Raw genomic sequence first — 19,310 nt, forward strand, 5'->3', positions numbered from 1 at the left:
GTCGTCAGTTCAGTTCCGGCGTGGGCGTCCACGTGGACAACCAGCCTAGTTGGCCCCCCTGGCGGGCGAGCACGCGCCGCCACAGCGTTTCGGGATCCGGGTCGAACACATCCGCGTGGAGCGCCCGGACCGGGTGCCACATCCCCTGCGCCACCTCGCCCTGCAACTGGCCCGGCGCCCACCCGGCGTAGCCGGCGAAGATGCGCAGGTCGCTGTAGGCATCGGTGGCCAGCTCGATCGGCGTCTCCAGGTGCAGCAGGCCCACCCGGTCGAACAACGGACGCCAGCCCGGCGGCTCCTCGGTGGGGTGGCTGGGGGTGGCCAGGCAGATCGCCCCCTCCTGCGACACCGGGCCCCCGTCGTAGAGGCGGTGGGGCCAGGTCGTCAGCGCGTCCCAGCCGGGCAGCACGCTGGCCAGGTCCACCCCGGTGAAGGCGTTGAGCACCACGCCGAGGGCGCCCGAGGCGTCCACGTCGAGCAGGAGCACCACGGACCCGTCGAACACCCCGTCGGTCAGTTCGACCCCGGCCACGAGCAGCGTGCCGGGCTCGATCGGCGCGCTGGTGATCTCCGGGTCCACGGGCCCATCCTGCCACGGCGCCCCCACCCGGGGTCCGAGCCGGGCCGGACGCCCCGCGTTAGGTGTAGCCGATGCCCAACCCCGCCGCGAGGTGGGATCCGTTCGGGCTGGACCCCAGCAGCCAGCTCTGCGGCACCTCGGGCACGGTGGTCATCAGTGGGTGCCCGGCGAACGGGTGGTCCTCGGGGAAGACTCGTACAACCAGGCCAGCGTCTCCAGGACCTGCTGCTGGTGATCGGCCTGCGCGGGGTGCTGGCGGTTCTGCTGCAACGCCAGGTCGAGCACCGGGCCGGCGGTCGCCCGCCCCATGCCCAGGTCGATCCGCCCGGGCGCCATCGCCTCCAACTGCTCGAACAGCTCGGCGACCTTGAAGGGGCTGTAGTGGTTCATCAGGACCGCCCCGACCCCAACCTGATCCGGGACGTGGTGGCTGCCGCGGCGGCGATCAGCAGCTCGGGGTGGTGGGACGCCCCCGAGCGGCTCAGGTGGTGCTCGGCGAACCAGGCCCGGTGGTAGCCCAGGCCCTCGGCGTGCCGGACGTTCTCCAGCGCGTCGGCCAGGGCGTCCTTCTCGGAGGTACCGGGGCCACGGTCCCGAGGTCGACGATGGACAGTCTCATGACGAGCGGCTCCTCGACGTCGATGGTGCGAAACGCACGATGCGACGAGGGTAATGGGCCGGGACAAGGGCGTTTGGGTGAGCGAAGGGCCCGGCTGCACGAGCAGCCGGGCCCTTCACAACACAGGGGTGGAGGTGGCGGGAGTCGAACCCGCGTCCTCGAGAGGCGAACCAGGTCTTCTCCGGGCGCAGCCGATGGTGTCGTTCTACTCGGCCCCCGTGCTCGTCATCGGCACGTCACGGACAGGCCCAGCCCTGGTTGAGTCCCGATCGTCCGCCACGGCGTCAGACGACCAGCAAGCCTTCAAGATGAGGCCAGGATCCGGACGGAAGGCACGTCCGGGCTGACCCTTCGATCACTGATCAGGCAGCGAGAGCGAAGTCTGCACGAGAGTTGTCGGCAGTTATTGGTTTCCGGCATTCGTTAACGAGATGTCGCCGGCTCCTCGGCCCGCTTCTCCTGGGACTACCGTCCCAAGTCGAAACCAGTCACCCCCTGTTGAGTTGTCCCTCCCGGTCTCCCGGGAGCACTCCAGTATACGTCCCCGGAGCGCGGCGTTCCAGTCAGCGCATCGGGTCCAGCACGCGGAGGCGGATCAGGCGCGTCAGCGGGTTGTTCCAGCGCTGGCCGGACAGGGCCCGGGCACCGCCGACGATGGTGAGCAACAGCCAGCCGACCCAGCCCAGCGGCATGATGACCTCCATCGCCGCCTCGGGCAGCAGGATGCCCCCCACGATGGCGGTGACGAGGAACGTCAGGCCCGCGACCAGCTGGTAGTTGAACGCGTGGGCCGCCTCGCGCCGCGCCGGGGTCCCCGGGGTCGAGCAGGCGTAGAGGAACAGCGGCCCGAAGATCCAGGTGAGCAGGCCCGAGAAGTGCGCGGTGGCTCCCAGCGAGGTCGCCTGGGGGCTGCGCGGCGCGACCGCCCGCGGGGCCACGAAGCGGGCCGGGAGGCCCGCCACGGAGGCGTTGAGGTCACGACGCGTCTGCGCCGTCATCACCATCCCCAGCCGCTCGTCGAGCTCGACCTCGTCGAGGCGTCCGGCACAGTACGCGTCCTGCAGCAGGGCTTCGGCCCGCGCACGCTCGGTGTCGCCGACCCGCAGGTCCAGGGAGGGGAGGTTGCTCATGGCGCCATCCTGCCCGCCGTAGGACACATACCCATCGGGCCTTCCCCCGACCCGTCCCCCGAATGCACTTCCGGGTGGCAGGTCCCCAAGGATCCTTGGGGTCCTGCCACCCGGAGATGCACACGGGGACGTCACACGCCGGTCAGCGCACACCCACCAGGTCGCAGACGAAGACAAGGGTCTCGTTGGGCTTGATCACACCGCCGGCGCCGCGCGCGCCGTAGCCGAGGTGCGGCGGGATGGTGATGCGGCGACGGCCGCCGACCTTCATGCCGGCGATGCCGGAGTCCCAGCCCTGGATGACCTGACCGGCGCCCAGGCCGAAGACCAGCGGCTCGCCGCGGTCGTAGGAGTTGTCGAACTCGGTGCCGTCGGACCAGGCGACGCCGACGTAGTGCACGGCGACCTGCTGGCCCGGCTTGGCCTCGGGGCCGGTGCCGACCTCGAGGTCGTCGAGCACGAGCTCGGCGGGGGCGTCGGTGTCGGGGATCTCAATGGTTGGCTTGTCCATGGGCCCCAACCCTACTCACCAGCTGCCGCCGCCGCCTCCGCCGCCACCGCCGCCGGAGAAGCCGCCACCGAAGCCACCGCCCCCACCGAAGGCCGAACCGCCGCCACCGAAGCCGATGTCGTTGCTGAAGCTCGGCCCGTGCGAGGCCACCGACGGCGCCGTGGCCGGCGGGATCGACCGGCCCAGGCTGTCGAGGTGCCACAGGATCATGTGGGTGTCGAAGTAGGCCCCGCCGTACCACGAGGCGTCCGGCTGCCGCAGGCGGCCCAGGGCGATGGCCTGCTCACACACGCGCACCCACCGCTCGGCCAGGCCGAACAGCACGGCCCAGGGCAGGTACTTGCTGAAGATGTCCTCCCCCTCCTCGAACTGGAGCTGGTCCGCCTCGGCGGTGGCGATGTAGGTGCGGAAGCCCTCGACCTGGTCGGTCCAGGCCCGGCCCAGGGCGGTGCGCTGGCCGCGCGCCATCTTGGTCTGCACGACGATCCACGTGATGACCAGGGCCACCGTCGCCGGCCCGAGCAGCCAGGCCAGTCCGGACAGCGCGCGCACGTCGAAGAAGAACGACCCCATCATGACGACCCACAGCAGGCCCATGATCGAGAAGCTCTTGCGTCCGCGCGCGACGCCGCGGAACCACTTGTTGCCCAGCGCGACCGAGCGGGCGTCGGCCTCGAGGGCGTCGGACGCCTCGGCGAGCTGGCCCGCCCTGTCGAGCCGGACGGTGGTGCGGCGTCCGTCGAAGAGCTCGGACAGCAGGATCTCGCTGGGCTCGTCGGGCGCCCTGCGGGGGTCGCGGAGCTCCGCCTCGGGGCGTCCCTCGGAGGTCAGCGTGATCGCCCCGTTCGTGGCGAGCCCGACCAGCGTGGCGGTGAGGTGCTCGGTCTTGTACTGGCCGTCGAGGAGGAAGCCGGCGTAGGTGAGCGGCAGCTTCGGCGGCGCGAACGAGACGGGCACGGGGATCTTCGGGTCGTTGCGCTCCACGTGCGTGGGCTGGCCCGCGAGCGGCACCGTGCCCGGCGGGACGCCGGCGTAGCGCTCGTCGTGCCCGCGGCGGCGGTAGTAGAGCCAGCCGACGACGGGGATCGCGAGGGCGGCCGCCCCGCCCGCGACCTGCATGACCCGCGTGGAGCGCTGCTGGGCTGCGTCCCCGCGCTCGACCCGGATCGGGGTGGCGTTCGACACGGACGCCGGTTCCAGCTGCACGCCGATCGTCAGCAGGCTGCCGGTCGGGATGCCGTCGGGCTGGGTGAACGTCGCGGTGTCCCCGCTGGTGGAGACGTCGGAGCAGGGATTCTCGGCCCGGGGCGGGCCGGCGAAGCAGACGGCGTCCTGGACGGCCCCGGGGGCCGTGACCCGGACCGTGGACGAACGGATGGCTCCCATGGTGGAGCCCGTGACGTCCCAGTAGAACTCGGGCAGTCTGGTCTGCTCGGGCGTGCGCAGGGCCCCGCGCACGTCGTAGGAGATGACGTAGGTCGCCGTCGGGCCGGTGTTGCGCCGGTCGGGGTCGCCGATGCGGATCTTCACCACCGACTCGCGCGGCGTGTTGGAGTAGTTGCTCACCTGGGTGGCCGTGGAGACCGCGTCGGGGCTGGTGACGCGGACGTTGGTCACCTCGTAGAGCATGTCCTCGTCGTCGTCGAACGGTTCGCGGGTGACGAGGTAACGCTCGTAGCCCCGCCTGCCCGAGTTGGGGCCGAAGCGCAGCACGATGGTCTCGGTGACGTGGACGGTGCCCTGGGGCGTGATCGTGTAGTCGACGTCGAACCGGTCGTAGGTGTCTCCGGCGGCGTGCGCGGGGGTCGCGACACCGAGCACGAAGGCGAGGGCGACCACCACGGCCACGGCCAGGCGTCGGGCGGCGCGCAGCATGTCAGCGCCTGCCCTTGTTGCGGGCCGACAGCGCGCGCTGGGCCTCGCGGTTGGCGTCCCGCTCGGCGATGGTCTGGCGCTTGTCCCAGTCCTTCTTGCCCGTGGCGACGGCGATCTCCACCTTGGCGTAGCCATCGCTGAAGTAGATCGACAGCGGGACCAGCGTGCGGCCGGAGTTGGCGACCTCCTTCTCCAGCTTGGCGATCTCGCGGCGGTGCATGAGCAGCTTGCGGTTGCGCAGCGGGCCGTGGGAGTGGGTGCCGAACTTGTACTCGGGGATGTTCACGCCACGGAGCCAGACCTCGCCGTCGTCGATCGTGGCGAAGCCGTCGACCAGCGACGCGCGGCCGGCGCGCAGGGACTTCACCTCGGTGCCGAGCAGCACCAGGCCGGCCTCGACACGGTCACCGATGTGGTAGTCGTGGCGGGCCTTCTTGTTCTGGGCGACGAGGATGCGCCCCTCGGGTCGCGGCATGGCCGGTGTGCTCCTTCGAAAGCGAGAGTGCCGCCCAGCATATAGCCGGGCGGCACTCGGGCCGGGTGGTGCGGGTCAGGGGACGTAGCGGACCGGGTTGACCGGCGTCCCGTTGAGGCGCAGCTCGAAGTGGAGGTGCGGCGTGGTCGACAGGCCGGTGTTGCCCACGTAGCCGATCAGCTGGCCGCGCTCGACCTTCTGGCCGGCCCGGACCACGATGCGCGACTGGTGCGCGTAGCCGGTGGTGGTGGTCTTGCCGTCCACCAGCCGGCCGTGGGAGATCAGCGTGTACTGGCCGAAGCCGCCGTTGACGCCGGCCTGCAGCACGGTGCCGGACTGGGCCGCGTAGATCGGCGTGCCGGTCGGCGCCCCCATGTCGACGCCGTTGTGCGGGCGCCAGATCTTCAGGATCGGGTGGAACCGCATGCCGAAGGCCGAGCCGTAGTTGGCCTTGACCGGGCGGATGAAGCCCCAGGCGGACGTGGCACGGGACTCCGTCCGAGAGGGCTTGGCGGCGGCGTCCGCGCGGGCCGACTCGACCTGCTTGGCGTTGGCCTGACGGCGCTTCTCCTCGGCGTCCCTGGCCTTGGCGCGCTCGGCGGCGTCCGCGGCGGCCTTGGCGCGGGCGGCCTCCTCGCGCTTGATGCGGGCCTCCTCCTCACGACGGGCGCGCTCCTCGGCCTCACGCTTGAGGCGGGCCTGCTCCTCGAGGTAGAGGCGGTGCATCTCCTGCTCGATCAGGCGCTGGGTGTCGCGCTCGGCGGCCTGGAGGGTCGCGTAGGAGGCCTCGTCGGCGGCCAGCTCGTCCTGGGCGGCGGCGCGGGCCTGCTCGTTGGCGGCGACCAGCGCGGCCACGGTGTTGCGCTGCTCCTCGGCCCGGCGCTCCAGGGTGGCGATGCGGGCGACGGTGCGCTCGGACTCGGCCTTGTCCTCGGCGATGCGGGCCTCGATCTCGGCCTGCGCCTGGCGCGCGGCCTCGAGCTCGGCGAGCACCTGGTCGAGGCGCGACTTCTCGGCGGCCTGGGTGTCGAAGATCGTGGTGTTCCACTGCAGCCGCTGGCTCAGCTCGGCCGGGGTCTCGGAGCCGAACACGACCGTGAGGCCGCGCAGGTCGGTCTGCTGCTGGAAGGACTCGCGGGCGGCGGTGCCGATCAGGGCGAGCTGCTGGGCGACGTCGGCCTCGGCCTTGGCGACGCGCTGCTTGGCCCGCTCCAGCTCCTGGCGGGCGGCCTCGAGCTCGGCGGCGATGCGGGCGTCGTCCTCGCGGGCGGCCTGCAACTGCACGGTGATGTCGGAAAGAATGGCCTGCGCATTCGCCAGCTCATTCTGCGACTGAATGAGGCGCTGGGTGGCGGAATTCACATTCTCCTGCGCCTGGGAAATCTCATTGCGTGCCACATCCTGCTGCGCGGAATTCGCCTGCTGGGCGGCCTTCAGGTCGGACAGGGTGTCGGCGGCGGCGAGGGGGGCGATCAGTCCCGCGGACAGGGTCGTTGCGACGAACAGGGTGGCCATGCGGCGCCCGAGGGCACCCCGCCGGCCGTGCCTGTCGGCGTGGACGTGACTCACTACGAACTCCCAACGATCGCCGGTGCGACCGTCGGGGCGAAGGGATCACACCTTCAGGAAACGACGTGTCGCGATCAACGTGGGGATCATAGATAGGGCGATGGCCACCGCCACAAGCCAAACCATCGCGATTCCCACGTGCTCCCAGCCGATCCACGTGAATCCCTGAAGGGCAGGTTTAGCCTTTTCCACGATCGCGAACTGCTGGATGCCGGCCAGGGTGGCGCATGCCAAGGCCGCCCCGGCGAGGGCGACGAGCAGGCTCTCGAGCAGGAACGGCAGCATGATGTAGGTGTTCGAGGCCCCCACCAGCCGCATGATCCCGATCTCCCGGCGACGCGCGTGGGCGGCCATCCGGATGCTGTTGCCGATCTGCAGCGCGGCGGCCAGCAGCAGCAGCCCGGACGCCCCGACGGCCAGCCAGCGGCCCCAATTCAGCCAGTCGAACAATGGGTCGAGGAATTGTCGCAGGTCCTGCACGTTCTGGACGCCCGGCATTCGGGCCGCCTCGGCGGTGACAATCTGATATTCCTCAGGATTCACGAGCTTGATCCTGAAGAGATCCTGCATGTCCTCAGCTTTCATGGACGCGAGGATCGGGGAGTCGGCGTAGGTCTCGCCGAACTCGTCGAAGACCTCCTCCTGGCTCTGGTAGAAGACCTCGGCCACCTCGGGGTTGGCCTCCAGCGCCGCGCGGATGTCGGCGCGCTGGGCCTCGGTGGTGGCCTGCCCCGGCGTGCAGTTCTCGCCCTGCGTGGCCGGCGTGCACAGGAACAGGGTGATCTCGATGCGGTCGTACCAGCGACCCTTGATCAGGTCGACCTGCTGGGTGACCAGCGTGCCGAGGCCGAAGAGGGTGAGCGAGACCCACATGGTGACCAGGACGGCGAGGTTCATGCTCGCGTTGCGGCGCAGGCCCGACAGGACCTCGGTGAGTGCGTGGCGCATGGTGTGTGTTCTCCCCTACCCGATCACTGGTACCCGTAGACGCCCTGCGCCTGGTCGCGCACGAGCTCGCCACCGCTGAGCTCGACGACGCGCCTCCGCATCTGGTCCACCACGGTCGAGTCGTGGGTCGCCATCAGGATCGTGGTCCCGTCCCGGTTGATCTGGTCCAGCAGCTTCATGATCCCGACCGAGGTGGTGGGGTCGAGGTTGCCGGTGGGCTCGTCGGCGAGCAGGATCCGCGGCCGGTTCACCACGGCGCGGGCCAGGGCCGCGCGCTGCTGCTCTCCGCCGGAGAGTTCCTCGGGCAGGCGGTCGGCCTTGTCCGCGAGCCCGACGAGCTCGAGCGTCTCGGGCACCACGCGCCGGATCTCGCGCCCGGGGCGTCCGATCACCTGGAGGGCGAACGCCACGTTCTCGTGGACGGACTTGCCGGGCAGCAGGCGGAAGTCCTGGAAGACGGTGCCGATCCCCCGTCGCAGCTTCGGGATCCGCCAGCCGGACATGCGGCCCACGTCGCGACCGTCGACCACGACCTTGCCGGAGGTGGCCCGCGCCTCACGCAGCACCAGGCGCAGGAAGGTGGACTTGCCCGACCCGGAGGGCCCGACGAGGAAGACGAACTCGCCGTCGTCGATCGTGGTGCTGACCCCGCTGAGCGCCGGGCGCTTCTGCCCGGGATACCGCTTGGTGACTTCGGTGAAGGTGATCACGTGGGTGTTCCGGCCGGGTCGGCGATGGGGAATTTTCCTGAGAATCCTCAGGCCGGCCTCGTCCAGACTAGGTCACCCGGACGCCGCCACGGCGACACCACGCCGCTCAGTCGGCCTCGCCCATCTCCACCTGCTTGCGCCAGCGGATGCCCGCGTCGATGAATCCGTCGATGTCGCCGTCGAACACGGCGTCGGGGTTGCCGACCTCGTGGTTGGTCCGCAGGTCCTTGACCATCTGGTACGGGTTCAGCACGTAGCTGCGCATCTGGTCGCCCCACGAGGCCTTCACGTCACCCGCGAGCTCCTTCTTCTTGGCGTCCTCCTCCTGCTTCTTCAGCAGCAGCAGGCGCGACTGGAGCACGCGCAGCGCGGCCGCGCGGTTCTGGATCTGGCTCTTCTCGTCCTGCATCGACACGACCAGGCCCGTGGGCAGGTGGGTGATGCGGACGGCGGAGTCGGTGGTGTTGACCGACTGGCCGCCGGGCCCCGACGAGCGGAACACGTCGACGCGGATGTCGGACTCGGGGACCTCGATGTGGTCGGTCGCCTCGATGAGCGGGATGACCTCGACGGCGGCGAAGGACGTCTGGCGCCGGCCCTGGTTGTCGAAGGGGCTGATCCGGACGAGGCGGTGGGTGCCGCCCTCGACCGAGAGGGTGCCGTAGGCGAAGGGGGCGCTGACCTCGAAGGTGACCGACTTCAGGCCGGCCTCCTCGGCGTAGCTGGTGTCCATCACCTTGGTGGCGTGGCCGTGGCGCTCGGCCCAGCGCAGGTACATGCGCAGCAGCATCTCGGCGAAGTCGGCCGCGTCGACGCCGCCGGCGCCCGAACGGATGGTGACCACGGCGTCCCGCTCGTCGTACTCGCCCGACAGCAGGGTGCGGATCTCGAGGGCGGCGATCTCGTCCTTCAACCCCGTGAGCTCGCGCTCGGCCTCCGCACGCGAGGCCTCGTCGCCCTCCTCGGCGGCGAGCTCGAAGAGCACCGGCAGGTCGTCGAGGCGTCCGCGGAGCTTCTCGAGCCGCTCCACCTCGGACTGGAGGCGGGACAGGCGCGAGGTGACGCGCTGGGCGTTCTCCTGGTCGTCCCACAGGTCCGGTGCCGCGACCTCCTCCTGGAGAGTCGCGATCTCGGCGCGCTTGGCATCGGGGTCGAGGACCGCTTCGATGCTGGAGAGGGCGCGGTCGAGGTCCGCGAGCTCGGTGCTGGTGTCTTGGGCTGCCACGAGGGTCGAGTCTACGCCATGGCGGTGGGCGCAGAGGGACTCGAACCCCCGACCCCCTCCTTGTAAGGGAGGTGCTCTAACCAACTGAGCCATGCGCCCGCACGCCGCCACGCACCCGCGGCGACGACGCCCCATTCTGGCAGACAACGGCAGGCAACCTTTCCGGTGCCTGCTCCGTGTACGACGATGACCCCGCCACGACGGGCGGGCGACACACCCAGGAGGAGCTGTGCTGCAGGGTTGGGGCAAGGCCACCCGCGATGCGGAGTTCACGGCCTTCGTCGAGGAGTCGACCCCCCGGCTGGTCCGGCTGGGTGTCGGCCTCACCGGGTCCGGCGACGCGGCCCGCGAGCTGGTCCAGGCCAGCCTGGTCAAGACGTACGTCGCCTGGCCGCGCATCCGCCAGGGTGAGGCCTACGCGTACACGCGCCGCATCATGGCCAACGAGAGGGTGGACGCCTGGCGCTCCACCCGCAAGGAGGTGTCGACGGGCGACGCCCCGGACCGGCCCTCCTCCCCCGCCTCGCGCACCGAGGACCACGACCAGCTCGTCCGCCTGCTGGCCACGCTGCCGCAGCGTCAACGCGCGGTGGTCGTCCTGCGCTACTACGACGACCTCTCGGAGGCCCAGGTGGCCGACCTGCTCGGGATCTCGGTCGGTGCCGTCAAGAGCGCCGCCTCCCGCGGGCTGGCCAGCCTCCGCGCCACCCACTCCTCCCACGACACCACGGAAGCAGGTGCCCGATGAACACCACCCAGGACGAGTTCCGCCTCGACCTCGCCGACGCGCTGGACGCCTCGGCCCACGACCTCGCCCCCCTCGACACGGACGCCCTCGTCGCGGCCGGCACCCGCCGGGTCCGGCAGCGCCGCCTGGCCACCGTGGCCGGTGTCGGAGCCCTCGCCGTCGTCGTCGGGCTGGGTGCCTCGTGGCTGCCCTCGCTCACCGGGACGCCGTCGCCGGCGGCCCCCACCCCGATCGCCACCGCCCACTCGGCCGCAACGGCGCGGGTCGAACTGCCCCTGAACGGCGGCACCGTGGAGAGCAACCCGAACATCACCTTCGAGGTGAGCATCCTGCCCGGTCAGGAACCGGATCTCGTCTACTCGTCGGTCGCCGAGGATGGCACGGTGACACGCATGGGCGGCTCCAGCACCGACGGGCTCGTCGGCCAGAGTACGCTGGGCACGAGCGGTGACGACATCGTGCTCGGCATCGTGCCCAGCGACGCGGTCGCCGCCACGTTGATGGACCCCACCTTCTCCATCGGCGGGTTCACCTCCGCGGGCCCGGTCGACCTGCCCGGGACGCCGTGGGCGGCGGTGGGCTTCCGCCTCGACTCCTCCGCCGGTTCGATCGCCGGCGTGGAGACCCTGTGGTGGCGCGCCGACGGCACCCCCGTCACGAACGCGGGGTCGGGGTCGAGTGCCCGGATCGCGCAGGGCGAGGTGGTCCTCGAGGGTCGCGACGGCGCGAAGCTCACGGTCCCCGCGGGCAACCTCGACGTCTGGCTGCTCCCCCAGAGCAGGCAGGTCGGCATCCGGGGCCCGGCGGGCACCTCGTCCACCCCCCTGTCCGGTGACCGCGTGCAGGTGCTCAGCGCGACCAACGACCTCCTCGACGAAACCCGGACGCCCTCGGTGGCCCTCAGCCGCATCACCTCGGCCTACCTCGTCAGCGGCACCGCGGCGGACGTGACGCCCGCGTGGGCCGACGGCCTGGAGGCCGAGGAGGTCACGGTGGTGCCGTGGCCCGCAGCCGACCGGACCGTCGTCTTCATCACCGCGAACGCGGAGGGAACCCGCGCAGGTCAGCCGATCTCGGATGCCCTGACCGGCCTCTCATGGACGGACGCCGACGGCGTCCGGCAGGAGTGGAAGCCGTGAACCGCTAGCGGCGACCGGCCTTGGGGCGCACGATCTTCTGCGCCTGCCACTCACGCGACACCGACGCCGGGTTGGCCAACACCAGCCCGGCTGTCGCGGTGCCTTCGGCGATGTCGGCCGGGTCGACGTAGCCGTCGCGGCCGATCTTGGGGGTCAGCAACCAGATGTGCCCCGTCGTGGAGAGGTCGCGCAGGGCATCGACGAGGGCGTCCCCCACGTCACCGTCCTCCTCGCGCCACCACAGCAGCACCGCGTCGACGGCCTCGAGGGCGTCGTCGACCAGGTCGGCATCGATGGCGTCCATGATCTCGTCGCGCAGCGACTCGTCGACGTCGGAGTCCCACCCGAGTTCCTGGACCACCTGGCCCTGCTCGAAACCCATGGTCACGACCCCCGACAAACCACCCTGCTTACCGGGCACCGGCGTGCTGCCCAACGTAGGACACCCCCTCGTTAACGTTCTCGCTTGCCCCTAGCGTGCCAGAGTACGCGCGAGCGCGCGAGGCACACCGACAACTATCGGTACGCCTCGCGCGCTCGTGGTTCGACTCAGGCGTCGCCGCCGCTGTTGCCGGAGGTCCCGGCGTTCACGTCCAGCAGCTGGTACTTCTCGGCCGCCTGGCCCGGCCACGCCGGGTCGACCTCGCCGCGGGCGGCGAGCATCTGCAGGGCCTTGACCACCATCGACGGGCCGTCGATGTGGAAGTACCGCCGCGCGGCCGCGCGGGTGTCGGAGAAGCCGAAGCCGTCCGCACCGAGCGAGGCGTAGTCCCCGGGCACCCACTGGGCGATCTGGTCCTGCACCTGCTTCATGTAGTCCGAGGTCGCGATGACCGGGCCCACGGTGTCCTTCAGCTTCTGCACGATCCACGACTCGCCCGCATCCTCGTTCGGGTGCAGGAAGCGCTGGTCGTCGACGGCCATCGCGTCGCGGCGCAGCTCGGTCCACGAGGTGACCGACCACACGTCGGCGACGACGCCCCAGTCGTCGTGCAGGAGCTTCTGGGCCTCCAGCGCCCACGGCACGCCCACGCCCGAGGCCAGCAGCTGGACCTGGCGGGCGTCGGGGTTGACGCCCTCCCAGCTGCCCTTGGCCAGCAGGTACATGCCCTTCTTGATGCCCTCGACGTCCACACCCTCGGGCTCGGCCGGCTGCACGATCGGCTCGTTGTACACCGTGAGGTAGTAGATGATGTCCTCGGGGTTCTCCCCGTACATCCGCTCGAGGCCGTCCTGCATGATGTGGGCGATCTCGTAGCCGTACGCCGGGTCGTAGTGCACGACCGCCGGGTTGGTGGCGGCCAGCAGCGGGCTGTGCCCGTCCATGTGCTGGGTGCCCTCACCGGTCAGCGTGGTGCGGCCGGCGGTGGCGCCGATCATGAAGCCGCGGCTGAGCTGGTCGGCGGCGGCCCAGATCGCGTCACCGGTCCGCTGGAAGCCGAACATCGAGTAGAAGATGTAGATCGGCACCATGTGGACGCCGTGGGTGGCGTAGCTGCTGCCCACCGCGGTGAAGGACGCCAGCGAGCCGGCCTCGTTGATGCCGGTGTGGATGATCTGGCCCTCGCGGGACTCGCGGTAGGACAGCATCAGGTCGTGGTCCACCGGCGTGTAGTTCTGGCCGTGCGGGTTGTAGATCTTGATGGTCGGGAACAGCGAGTCCATGCCGAACGTGCGCGCCTCGTCGGGGATGATCGGCACCACGTGGGCGCCGAACTCCTTGTCGCGCAGCAGGTCCTTGAGCAGGCGGACCCACGCCATGGTGGTGGCGACCTCCTGCTTGCCCGAGCCCTTCTTCACCGAGTCGTAGGCCTTGGCGTCCGGCAGCTTGATGGGCTTGGGGTTGTTGCGGCGCTGCGGCACCGGGCCACCGAGTGCACGCCGGCGCTCGAGGGCGTAGGCGATGCGGTCGTCGGAGGCGTCGGGGCGCACGTACGGCGGCTGGTAGGGGTCCTCCTCCAGCTGCGCGTCGGTGATCGGCATGTCGAGCCGGTCACGGAACTGCTTGAGGTCGTCCAGGGCCAGCTTCTTCATCTGGTGCGTGGCGTTGCGGCCCGCGAAGTGCTGCCCGAGGAAGTAGCCCTTGATGGTGTGGGCCAGGATGACCGTCGGCGCGCCGGTGAACTTCGTGGCGGCGTCGTAGGCGGAGTACACCTTCTGGTAGTCGTGGCCACCGCGGGTGAGGTTCCAGATCCGCTCCGGCGTCCAGCCGTCGACCATCTTCGCGGTGCGCGGGTCGCGTGCGAAGAAGTGGTCGCGCACGTAGGCGCCGTCGTTGGCCTTGAAGGTCTGGTAGTCGCCGTCGGAGGTGGCGTTCATGACGTTGACCAGGGCGCCGTCCTTGTCGGCGGCGAGCAGCGGGTCCCACCCGCGGCCCCAGACGACCTTGATGACGTTCCAGCCGGCGCCGCGGAAGAAGCTCTCCAGCTCCTGCATGATCTTGCCGTTGCCGCGGACCGGGCCGTCGAGGCGCTGCAGGTTGCAGTTCACGACGAAGGTCAGGTTGTCGAGCTCCTCGAAGGCCGCCCACTGCAGGGCGCCACGGCTCTCGACCTCGTCCATCTCGCCGTCACCGAGGAACGCCCACACGCGCTGCTGCGAGGTGTCCTTGATGCCGCGGTTGTGGAGGTACTTGTTGAACTGGGCCTGCCAGATCGCGTTGATCGGGCCGATGCCCATCGACACGGTCGGGAACTCCCAGAAGTCGGGCATCTGGCGCGGGTGCGGGTAGCTGGGCAGGGCCCGGATCTTCCCGTCCACGATGTGGCTCTTCTCCTGGCGGAAGCCGTCCAGGTCGGCCTCGTCGAGGCGTCCCTCGAGGAACGCACGCGCGTAGGGGCCGGGGCTGGCGTGGCCCTGGAAGAAGACCTGGTCGCCGCCGCCGGGGTGGTCCTTGCCGCGGAAGAAGTGGTTGAAGCCCACCTCGTAGAGGGTCGCCGAGGAGGCGAACGTCGAGATGTGACCGCCGACGCCGACGCCGGGGCGCTGGGCGCGGTGCACCATGACCGCAGCGTTCCAGCGCAGCAGGCGGCGGAACTGGCGCTCCAGGTCCTGGTCGCCGGGGTACCACGGCTCGGACTCGGCCGGGATCGTGTTGACGTAGTCGGTCGCGGTCAGCGACGGGACGCCCAGGTGGCGCTCACGCGAGCGCTCCAGCAGCTTGAGCATGATGTAGCGCGCCCGGTTGCGGCCCTGCTCGTCGATCATCCCGTCCAGGGACTCCAGCCATTCGGCGGTCTCCTCGGAGTCGATGTCCGGCAGGTTGGTCGGCAGCCCGTTCAGAATGGGGCCCGCGTTGTCGCGAGATGCCACGGATGGTGTCCTTTCTCAGACCGTCAAGGGCAGGCCGGGGCACGTCGCGGCCCCGCCATGGACTCGAAGGCCATCCTAGCCGCCCGCGAGCAGGCTAGGCCCCCCGGTTTGCTGACGGGTTGCCACCGGCCGCCCACGCGACGACGCGGTCGGCGTCCCAACACGTCACGATGCGGTCGGGGGTGAGGCCGACGGACGCCGCGCGCGCGGCCCCGTACTCGCTGAAGCCGAGCTGCCCCGGGGCGTGCGCGTCGGTGTCGATGGCGAACAGGCATCCCATCTCCGCCGCGAGAGCGAGGAGGTCGTCGGGCGGGTCCTGCCGCTCGGGTCGGGAGTTGATCTCGACGGCGACGTCGAACTGGCGGCAGGCCTCGAACACGACCTCGGCGTCGAACGTGCTCTGCGGCCGGACGCCCCGGTCGCCGGCCACGAGGCGTCCGGTGCAGTGCCCCAGCACGTTGGTGCGGGGGTTGGCGATGGCGGTGACCATGCGCACGGTCATGGCGTCGGCGTCCATGCGCAGCTTCGAGTGCACGCTGGCGACCACCACGTCGAGCGGGTCGAGGGCCGCCGCCTCCCCGTCGAGGGAGCCGTCGTCGAGGATGTCGACCTCGGCCCCGGCCAGCACGCGGAAGCCCCCGAGCGCCTCGTTGAGCGCCGCGATGTGCTCGCGTTGGCGGTGCCGCCGCTCGGTGTCGAGCCCGTTCGCGACGCGCAGCCGCGGGCTGTGGTCGGTGATGGCGAGCCAGTCCCGGCCCAGGCGGCGGGCCTCCAGGGCCATCTCCTCCAGCGGGCTCGAGCCGTCGGACCACTCCGTGTGGGTGTGCAGGTCGCCCCGGATGTGCGCCAGGAGCGGGTTGGGGCCGTCCACGAGCGGGCCGTCGGCGGCCTGCAGCTCGGCGAGGTAGGCCGGCACCCGGCCGGCGTGGGACTCGGCGACCACCTTCGTCGTCGTGGCCCCGATGCCGGTCAGGTTCCCCCACGCGCGGCGGCGGTCGACGTCGGCCCGCTCGGCCGGGTCGAGCGCGGCGAGCGTCGCGGCCGCGCGCCGGAACGCCTGGGCGCGCCGGGTCTGCCCGCCGTGGCGGTCCAGCAGCCGGGCGATCTCGCGCAGGTCGACGACCGGGTCTCGCATGCGGCGACCCTAGCGGCATCCGCCGTCGCGATAGGGTCGCCCCGAGGAGGTGGCGATGCCCGACGAGACGCCCGACTGGATCCCGGCACCCCGCCCCCGCGCGGCGATGGCCAAGCGCCTGCGGGCAGCCTCCTCGGCGATGACGACCGCGGCGCTGGCCGAGATCACGCGCCGCTACCCGTGGTTCTCCGACCTGGACGCCGACAACCGCGCCTCGGTCACGCTCGTGGTGCGCGCCGGCGTGGACGGCTTCGTCGACTGGTTCGCCTCGGGCGCGACGGGCCTGGAGCAGCGCAACATCTTCGCCGCCGCCCCACGCTCGCTCACCACGCGCCTGGCCCTGCAGCAGACCGTCGACCTGATCCGCACCACGGTCGAGACCGTGGAGCAGCAGATCAACACGGCGCTCCCCCGCTCCGACCGGCAGGTCCTCACGCTGGCCGTGCTGCAGTACTCGCGCGAGATCGCGTTCGACGCCGCCGAGGTGTACGCCCGCGCCGCTGAGACCCGCGGCGCCTGGGACGCCCGCCTGGAGGCCCTCGTCATGGACGCCGTCGTGCGCGGCGACGCCGACGAGTCGGTCGTCTCCCGGGCCTCGACGCTCGGGTGGCACTCCCCGGCCGGCCTCTGCGTCGTCATCGGCGACCTGCCCGCCGGCGACCCCTCCCTGCGCGACCTGCGGTACGCCGCCGGCAAGGCCGGGCTCGACATCCTCGCCTCGGCCCAGGGCCCGCGCCTGGTCGTCCTGCTCGGCGGCGACTTCGACCACGAGGACGAGGCCCTCGAGCACGTCGCCGACCTCGTCGACGCGTTCGGTGAAGGCCCCGTCGTGGTCGGCCCCGTGGTCACCGACCTCGTCGAGGCCGTGGTCAGCGCCCGCGCCGCCACCTCGGGCCGCCGCGCCGCCGCGGCCTGGGTGGACGCCCCGCGTCCCATCTCCGCCCGCGCGCTCCTGCCCGAGCGCGCCCTCGCCGGCGACGGGCACGCCCGCCGCGAACTGGCCCACGACATCTTCGGGCCGCTGGCGGCCCACTCCGGCGACCTGATCACCACCCTGGAGGCCTACTGGGCCTGCGGGACGTCCATCGAGGCGACCGCCCGGCGTTTGTTCATCCACGCCAACACGGTCCGCTACCGCCTGGGCCGGATCGAGGACCTGACCGGCTACTCCCCCTCCGACCCGCGCGGCTCGTACGTGCTCAGGCTGGCGGGCACCCTGGGCCGCCTGCTCGACTGACGAATCCCGGACGCCCCGCGCCGGGGTTTGTGGGAACCCCACAAAGGGGCCCCCGAAACACTGTGTGGCAATGCGCGACATCCGACAAGGACCGCGCGCCAAGATGGAACACGTGCTTGCGATCGTCGCGCCCGGACAGGGCGCCCAGACCCCCGGATTCCTCGCCCCCTGGCTCGAGGACGCCCACTTCGCGTCCCGCCTGCAGGAGCTGAGCGACGTCGTCGGGCTCGACCTCGTCCACTACGGCACCGAGGCCGACGCCGAGACCATCAAGGACACTGCGATCGCCCAGCCGCTCCTCGTCGCCGCCGGCCTGCTGGCCGGTGAGGCCCTCACCCGCAGCGTCCCCTTCGCCGGCGTCGACGTGCTCGCCGGTCACAGCGTGGGCGAGGTCACCGCGGCCGCCGCCGCGGGCGTCCTGGCCGGGAGCGACGCGATCGTCTTCGTGCGGGAGCGGGCCAACGGCATGGCCGAGGCGTCCGCCCTGCGCCCCACCACCATGGCCGCCGTGGTGCGCGGCGAGCCCGACGCCGTGCTGGCCGCCATCGAGGCCGTCGGCGCGACCGCAGCGAACAACAACGGTGCCGGCCAGATCGTGGCCGCGGGCACCGTCGAGCAGATCGAGGCCCTCAAGGCCAACCCGCCCGAGAGGGCCCGCGTGATCGGCCTATCGGTCGCCGGGGCGTTCCACACCGAGCACATGGAGCCGGGTCGCGTCCGGGTCGAGGCCACGGCGTCCGGGATGACCGCCCACGACCCGAGCACCACCCTGCTCTCCAACGCCGACGGGCAGGCCGTCGACTCGGGTGCCGACTACGTCGCGCGCCTCGTCTCGCAGGTCACCTCGCCCGTGCGCTGGGACCTGTGCATGGCCACGATGGCCGAGCTCGGCGTGACCGGCATCCTCGAGCTGCCGCCGGCCGGCACCCTGACCGGCATCGCCAAGCGCAACATGCCCGGGGTCGAGCTGTTCAACCTCAACACCCCCGACCAGATCGACGAGGCGCGGGAGTTCATCGCCCGCCACAACGGAAAGGCGTGACATGGCGCTGAAGGCCAGCCAGGGAGCCGCGTACTCCCGCGTGGAGGGGATCGGTTCGGCCATCCCGTCCCGCGTCGTGGACAACCACGAGATGACGACCTACATCGAGACCTCCGACGAGTGGATCCAGCAGCGCACCGGCATCGTCGAGCGCCGCTGGGTCGGCGAGGGCGAGACCGTCGAGTCGCTGACCCTCGAGGCCGCCCGCAACGCCATGGAGCACGCCGGCGTCGAGGCCACCGACATCGACGCCGTGATCGTGTCGACCGTCAGCCACCTCGTGCAGACGCCCTCGCTGGCCGCCATCGTGGCCGCGAAGCTGGGCACCGACGGCGCCGCCGCGTTCGACATCTCCGCCGCGTGCGCCGGCTTCTCCTACGGCCTGGCCCAGGCCGACTCGCTGGTCCGCTCCGGCGCGGCCCGCCGCGTGGTCGTGATCGGCGCGGAGACGCTCAGCCAGATCACCGACCTGCACGACCGGGCGACGGCGTTCCTGTTCGCCGACGGCGCGGGCGCCGCGGTCGTCGGCCCCTCCGACGTGCCCGCCATGGGCCCGGTGGTGTGGGGCTCCGACGGCGACCAGGCCGACGTGATCGAGATGAACCGCGACTGGAACGAGGCCGTGGCCACCGGCCAGACCTCCCAGATCACGATGCAGGGCCAGGCGGTGTTCCGCTGGGCGACCAGCTTCATCGCCGATGCGGCGCGACGCACGCTCGAGGCGTCCGGGCTCACCCCCGACGAGCTCGACCTGTTCGTCCCGCACCAGGCCAACAACCGCATCACCGACTCGATGCTGCGCCACCTCAAGCTGCCCGAGACCGTCACGGTCGCCCGCACGATCAGGAACTTCGGCAACAACTCCGCCGCGTCCATCCCGATCGCGCTCGACGCGATGATCGCCTCCGGCGAGGCCAAGTCCGGCGACACCTGCCTGATCATCGGGTTCGGTGCCGGCCTGGTCTACGCCGGCCAAGTCATCACGATCCCCTGACCACCCACCCCCACGATTTTCCGGCCGGCCCGGCCGGGTGACAACCCAACCAGAAGGAGAA

At 71.2% G+C, this 19,310-nt stretch carries 19 protein-coding genes, 1 tRNA gene and 1 other RNA gene; 5 read left to right on the plus strand and 16 right to left on the minus strand.

Features of this window, described 5'->3' with window-relative positions; genetic code table 11:
• Positions 1–4: 4 nt before the first annotated feature.
• The 13 genes from J4N02_RS09525 to J4N02_RS09585 all read right to left on the minus strand — a co-directional run bounded on the left by J4N02_RS09525 (position 5) and on the right by J4N02_RS09585 (position 9,741).
• A complete protein-coding gene (locus J4N02_RS09525; RefSeq protein ID WP_243760768.1) occupies positions 5–580 on the minus strand; it encodes a YqgE/AlgH family protein in 576 nt (191 codons plus the stop codon).
• 153 nt (positions 581–733) lie between these two features.
• Positions 734–970 (minus strand): hypothetical protein, encoded by a 237-nt coding sequence (locus tag J4N02_RS09530; protein ID WP_208090921.1) that lies wholly within the window; start codon positions 968–970, stop codon positions 734–736.
• A complete protein-coding gene (locus J4N02_RS09535; RefSeq protein WP_208090922.1) occupies positions 970–1,266 on the minus strand; it encodes an LLM class flavin-dependent oxidoreductase in 297 nt (98 codons plus the stop codon). The genes J4N02_RS09530 and J4N02_RS09535 overlap by 1 nt, the downstream gene beginning before the upstream one ends.
• A 59-nt stretch (positions 1,267–1,325) precedes the next feature.
• Positions 1,326–1,695: a transfer-messenger RNA gene (gene ssrA / locus J4N02_RS09540) on the minus strand.
• Positions 1,696–1,762: 67 nt separating this feature from the next.
• Entirely contained in the window at positions 1,763–2,329 is a 567-nt protein-coding gene (locus J4N02_RS09545; RefSeq protein WP_182818311.1) for a DUF1707 and DUF4870 domain-containing protein, read from the minus strand.
• Positions 2,330–2,471: 142 nt separating this feature from the next.
• A complete protein-coding gene (locus J4N02_RS09550) occupies positions 2,472–2,840 on the minus strand; it encodes an FKBP-type peptidyl-prolyl cis-trans isomerase (RefSeq protein ID WP_182818310.1) in 369 nt (122 codons plus the stop codon).
• 15 nt (positions 2,841–2,855) lie between these two features.
• Positions 2,856–4,715: a DUF2207 domain-containing protein gene (locus J4N02_RS09555; protein WP_188334250.1), complete on the minus strand. Its 1,860-nt coding sequence runs from the start codon at positions 4,713–4,715 to the stop codon at positions 2,856–2,858.
• 1 nt (position 4,716) lies between these two features.
• Positions 4,717–5,190, minus strand: a complete 474-nt coding sequence (smpB, locus tag J4N02_RS09560) for an SsrA-binding protein SmpB (RefSeq protein WP_182818308.1) — start codon at positions 5,188–5,190, stop codon at positions 4,717–4,719.
• A gap of 75 nt (positions 5,191–5,265) precedes the next feature.
• Positions 5,266–6,759 (minus strand): M23 family metallopeptidase, encoded by a 1,494-nt coding sequence (locus tag J4N02_RS09565; protein WP_188334228.1) that lies wholly within the window; start codon positions 6,757–6,759, stop codon positions 5,266–5,268.
• Positions 6,760–6,804: 45 nt separating this feature from the next.
• Positions 6,805–7,707 carry a permease-like cell division protein FtsX gene (gene ftsX, locus J4N02_RS09570; RefSeq protein WP_208090923.1) on the minus strand — a complete coding sequence of 301 codons (903 nt, stop codon included), beginning with the start codon at positions 7,705–7,707 and terminating at the stop codon, positions 6,805–6,807.
• 23 nt (positions 7,708–7,730) lie between these two features.
• Complete coding sequence (ftsE, locus tag J4N02_RS09575) at positions 7,731–8,417, minus strand: cell division ATP-binding protein FtsE (protein WP_188334227.1); 687 nt, start codon at positions 8,415–8,417, stop codon at positions 7,731–7,733.
• Between the two features lie 106 nt (positions 8,418–8,523).
• Entirely contained in the window at positions 8,524–9,642 is a 1,119-nt protein-coding gene (gene prfB, locus J4N02_RS09580; RefSeq protein WP_188334226.1) for a peptide chain release factor 2, read from the minus strand.
• A 25-nt stretch (positions 9,643–9,667) separates the two neighbouring features.
• Positions 9,668–9,741: transfer RNA gene (locus J4N02_RS09585), tRNA-Val, on the minus strand.
• A gap of 130 nt (positions 9,742–9,871) precedes the next feature.
• Between J4N02_RS09585 and J4N02_RS09590 the strand changes: the two genes are divergently transcribed.
• Entirely contained in the window at positions 9,872–10,390 is a 519-nt protein-coding gene (locus tag J4N02_RS09590) for a SigE family RNA polymerase sigma factor (protein ID WP_208090924.1), read from the plus strand.
• Entirely contained in the window at positions 10,387–11,529 is a 1,143-nt protein-coding gene (locus J4N02_RS09595; protein ID WP_188334225.1) for a hypothetical protein, read from the plus strand. Before J4N02_RS09590 ends, J4N02_RS09595 begins: the two co-directional genes overlap by 4 nt.
• Positions 11,530–11,533: 4 nt before the next feature.
• Here the strand turns inward: J4N02_RS09595 and J4N02_RS09600 are convergent, their stop codons facing one another.
• The 3 genes from J4N02_RS09600 to J4N02_RS09610 all read right to left on the minus strand — a co-directional run bounded on the left by J4N02_RS09600 (position 11,534) and on the right by J4N02_RS09610 (position 15,976).
• Positions 11,534–11,911, minus strand: a complete 378-nt coding sequence (locus J4N02_RS09600; protein WP_182818300.1) for a DUF3052 domain-containing protein — start codon at positions 11,909–11,911, stop codon at positions 11,534–11,536.
• 167 nt (positions 11,912–12,078) lie between these two features.
• Positions 12,079–14,841 carry a pyruvate dehydrogenase (acetyl-transferring), homodimeric type gene (aceE, locus tag J4N02_RS09605; protein WP_188334224.1) on the minus strand — a complete coding sequence of 921 codons (2,763 nt, stop codon included), beginning with the start codon at positions 14,839–14,841 and terminating at the stop codon, positions 12,079–12,081.
• Positions 14,842–14,935: 94 nt separating this feature from the next.
• On the minus strand, positions 14,936–15,976 hold the full coding sequence (locus J4N02_RS09610) for a PHP domain-containing protein (RefSeq protein ID WP_188334223.1): 1,041 nt from the start codon (positions 15,974–15,976) through the stop codon (positions 14,936–14,938).
• A gap of 55 nt (positions 15,977–16,031) precedes the next feature.
• On the opposite strand from J4N02_RS09610, the gene J4N02_RS09615 reads away from it, so the two are divergent.
• From J4N02_RS09615 to J4N02_RS09625, 3 genes are all read left to right on the plus strand, one after another.
• Positions 16,032–17,213 (plus strand): CdaR family transcriptional regulator, encoded by a 1,182-nt coding sequence (locus J4N02_RS09615; RefSeq protein ID WP_188334222.1) that lies wholly within the window; start codon positions 16,032–16,034, stop codon positions 17,211–17,213.
• A 112-nt stretch (positions 17,214–17,325) separates the two neighbouring features.
• Complete coding sequence (locus J4N02_RS09620) at positions 17,326–18,255, plus strand: ACP S-malonyltransferase (protein ID WP_188334221.1); 930 nt, start codon at positions 17,326–17,328, stop codon at positions 18,253–18,255.
• A gap of 1 nt (position 18,256) precedes the next feature.
• On the plus strand, positions 18,257–19,249 hold the full coding sequence (locus J4N02_RS09625; RefSeq protein WP_188334220.1) for a beta-ketoacyl-ACP synthase III: 993 nt from the start codon (positions 18,257–18,259) through the stop codon (positions 19,247–19,249).
• Positions 19,250–19,310: the final 61 nt, after the last annotated feature.

It is taken from the genome of Propioniciclava sp. MC1595, from assembly GCF_017569205.1.
Classification (GTDB): Bacteria; Actinomycetota; Actinomycetes; order Propionibacteriales; family Propionibacteriaceae; genus Propioniciclava.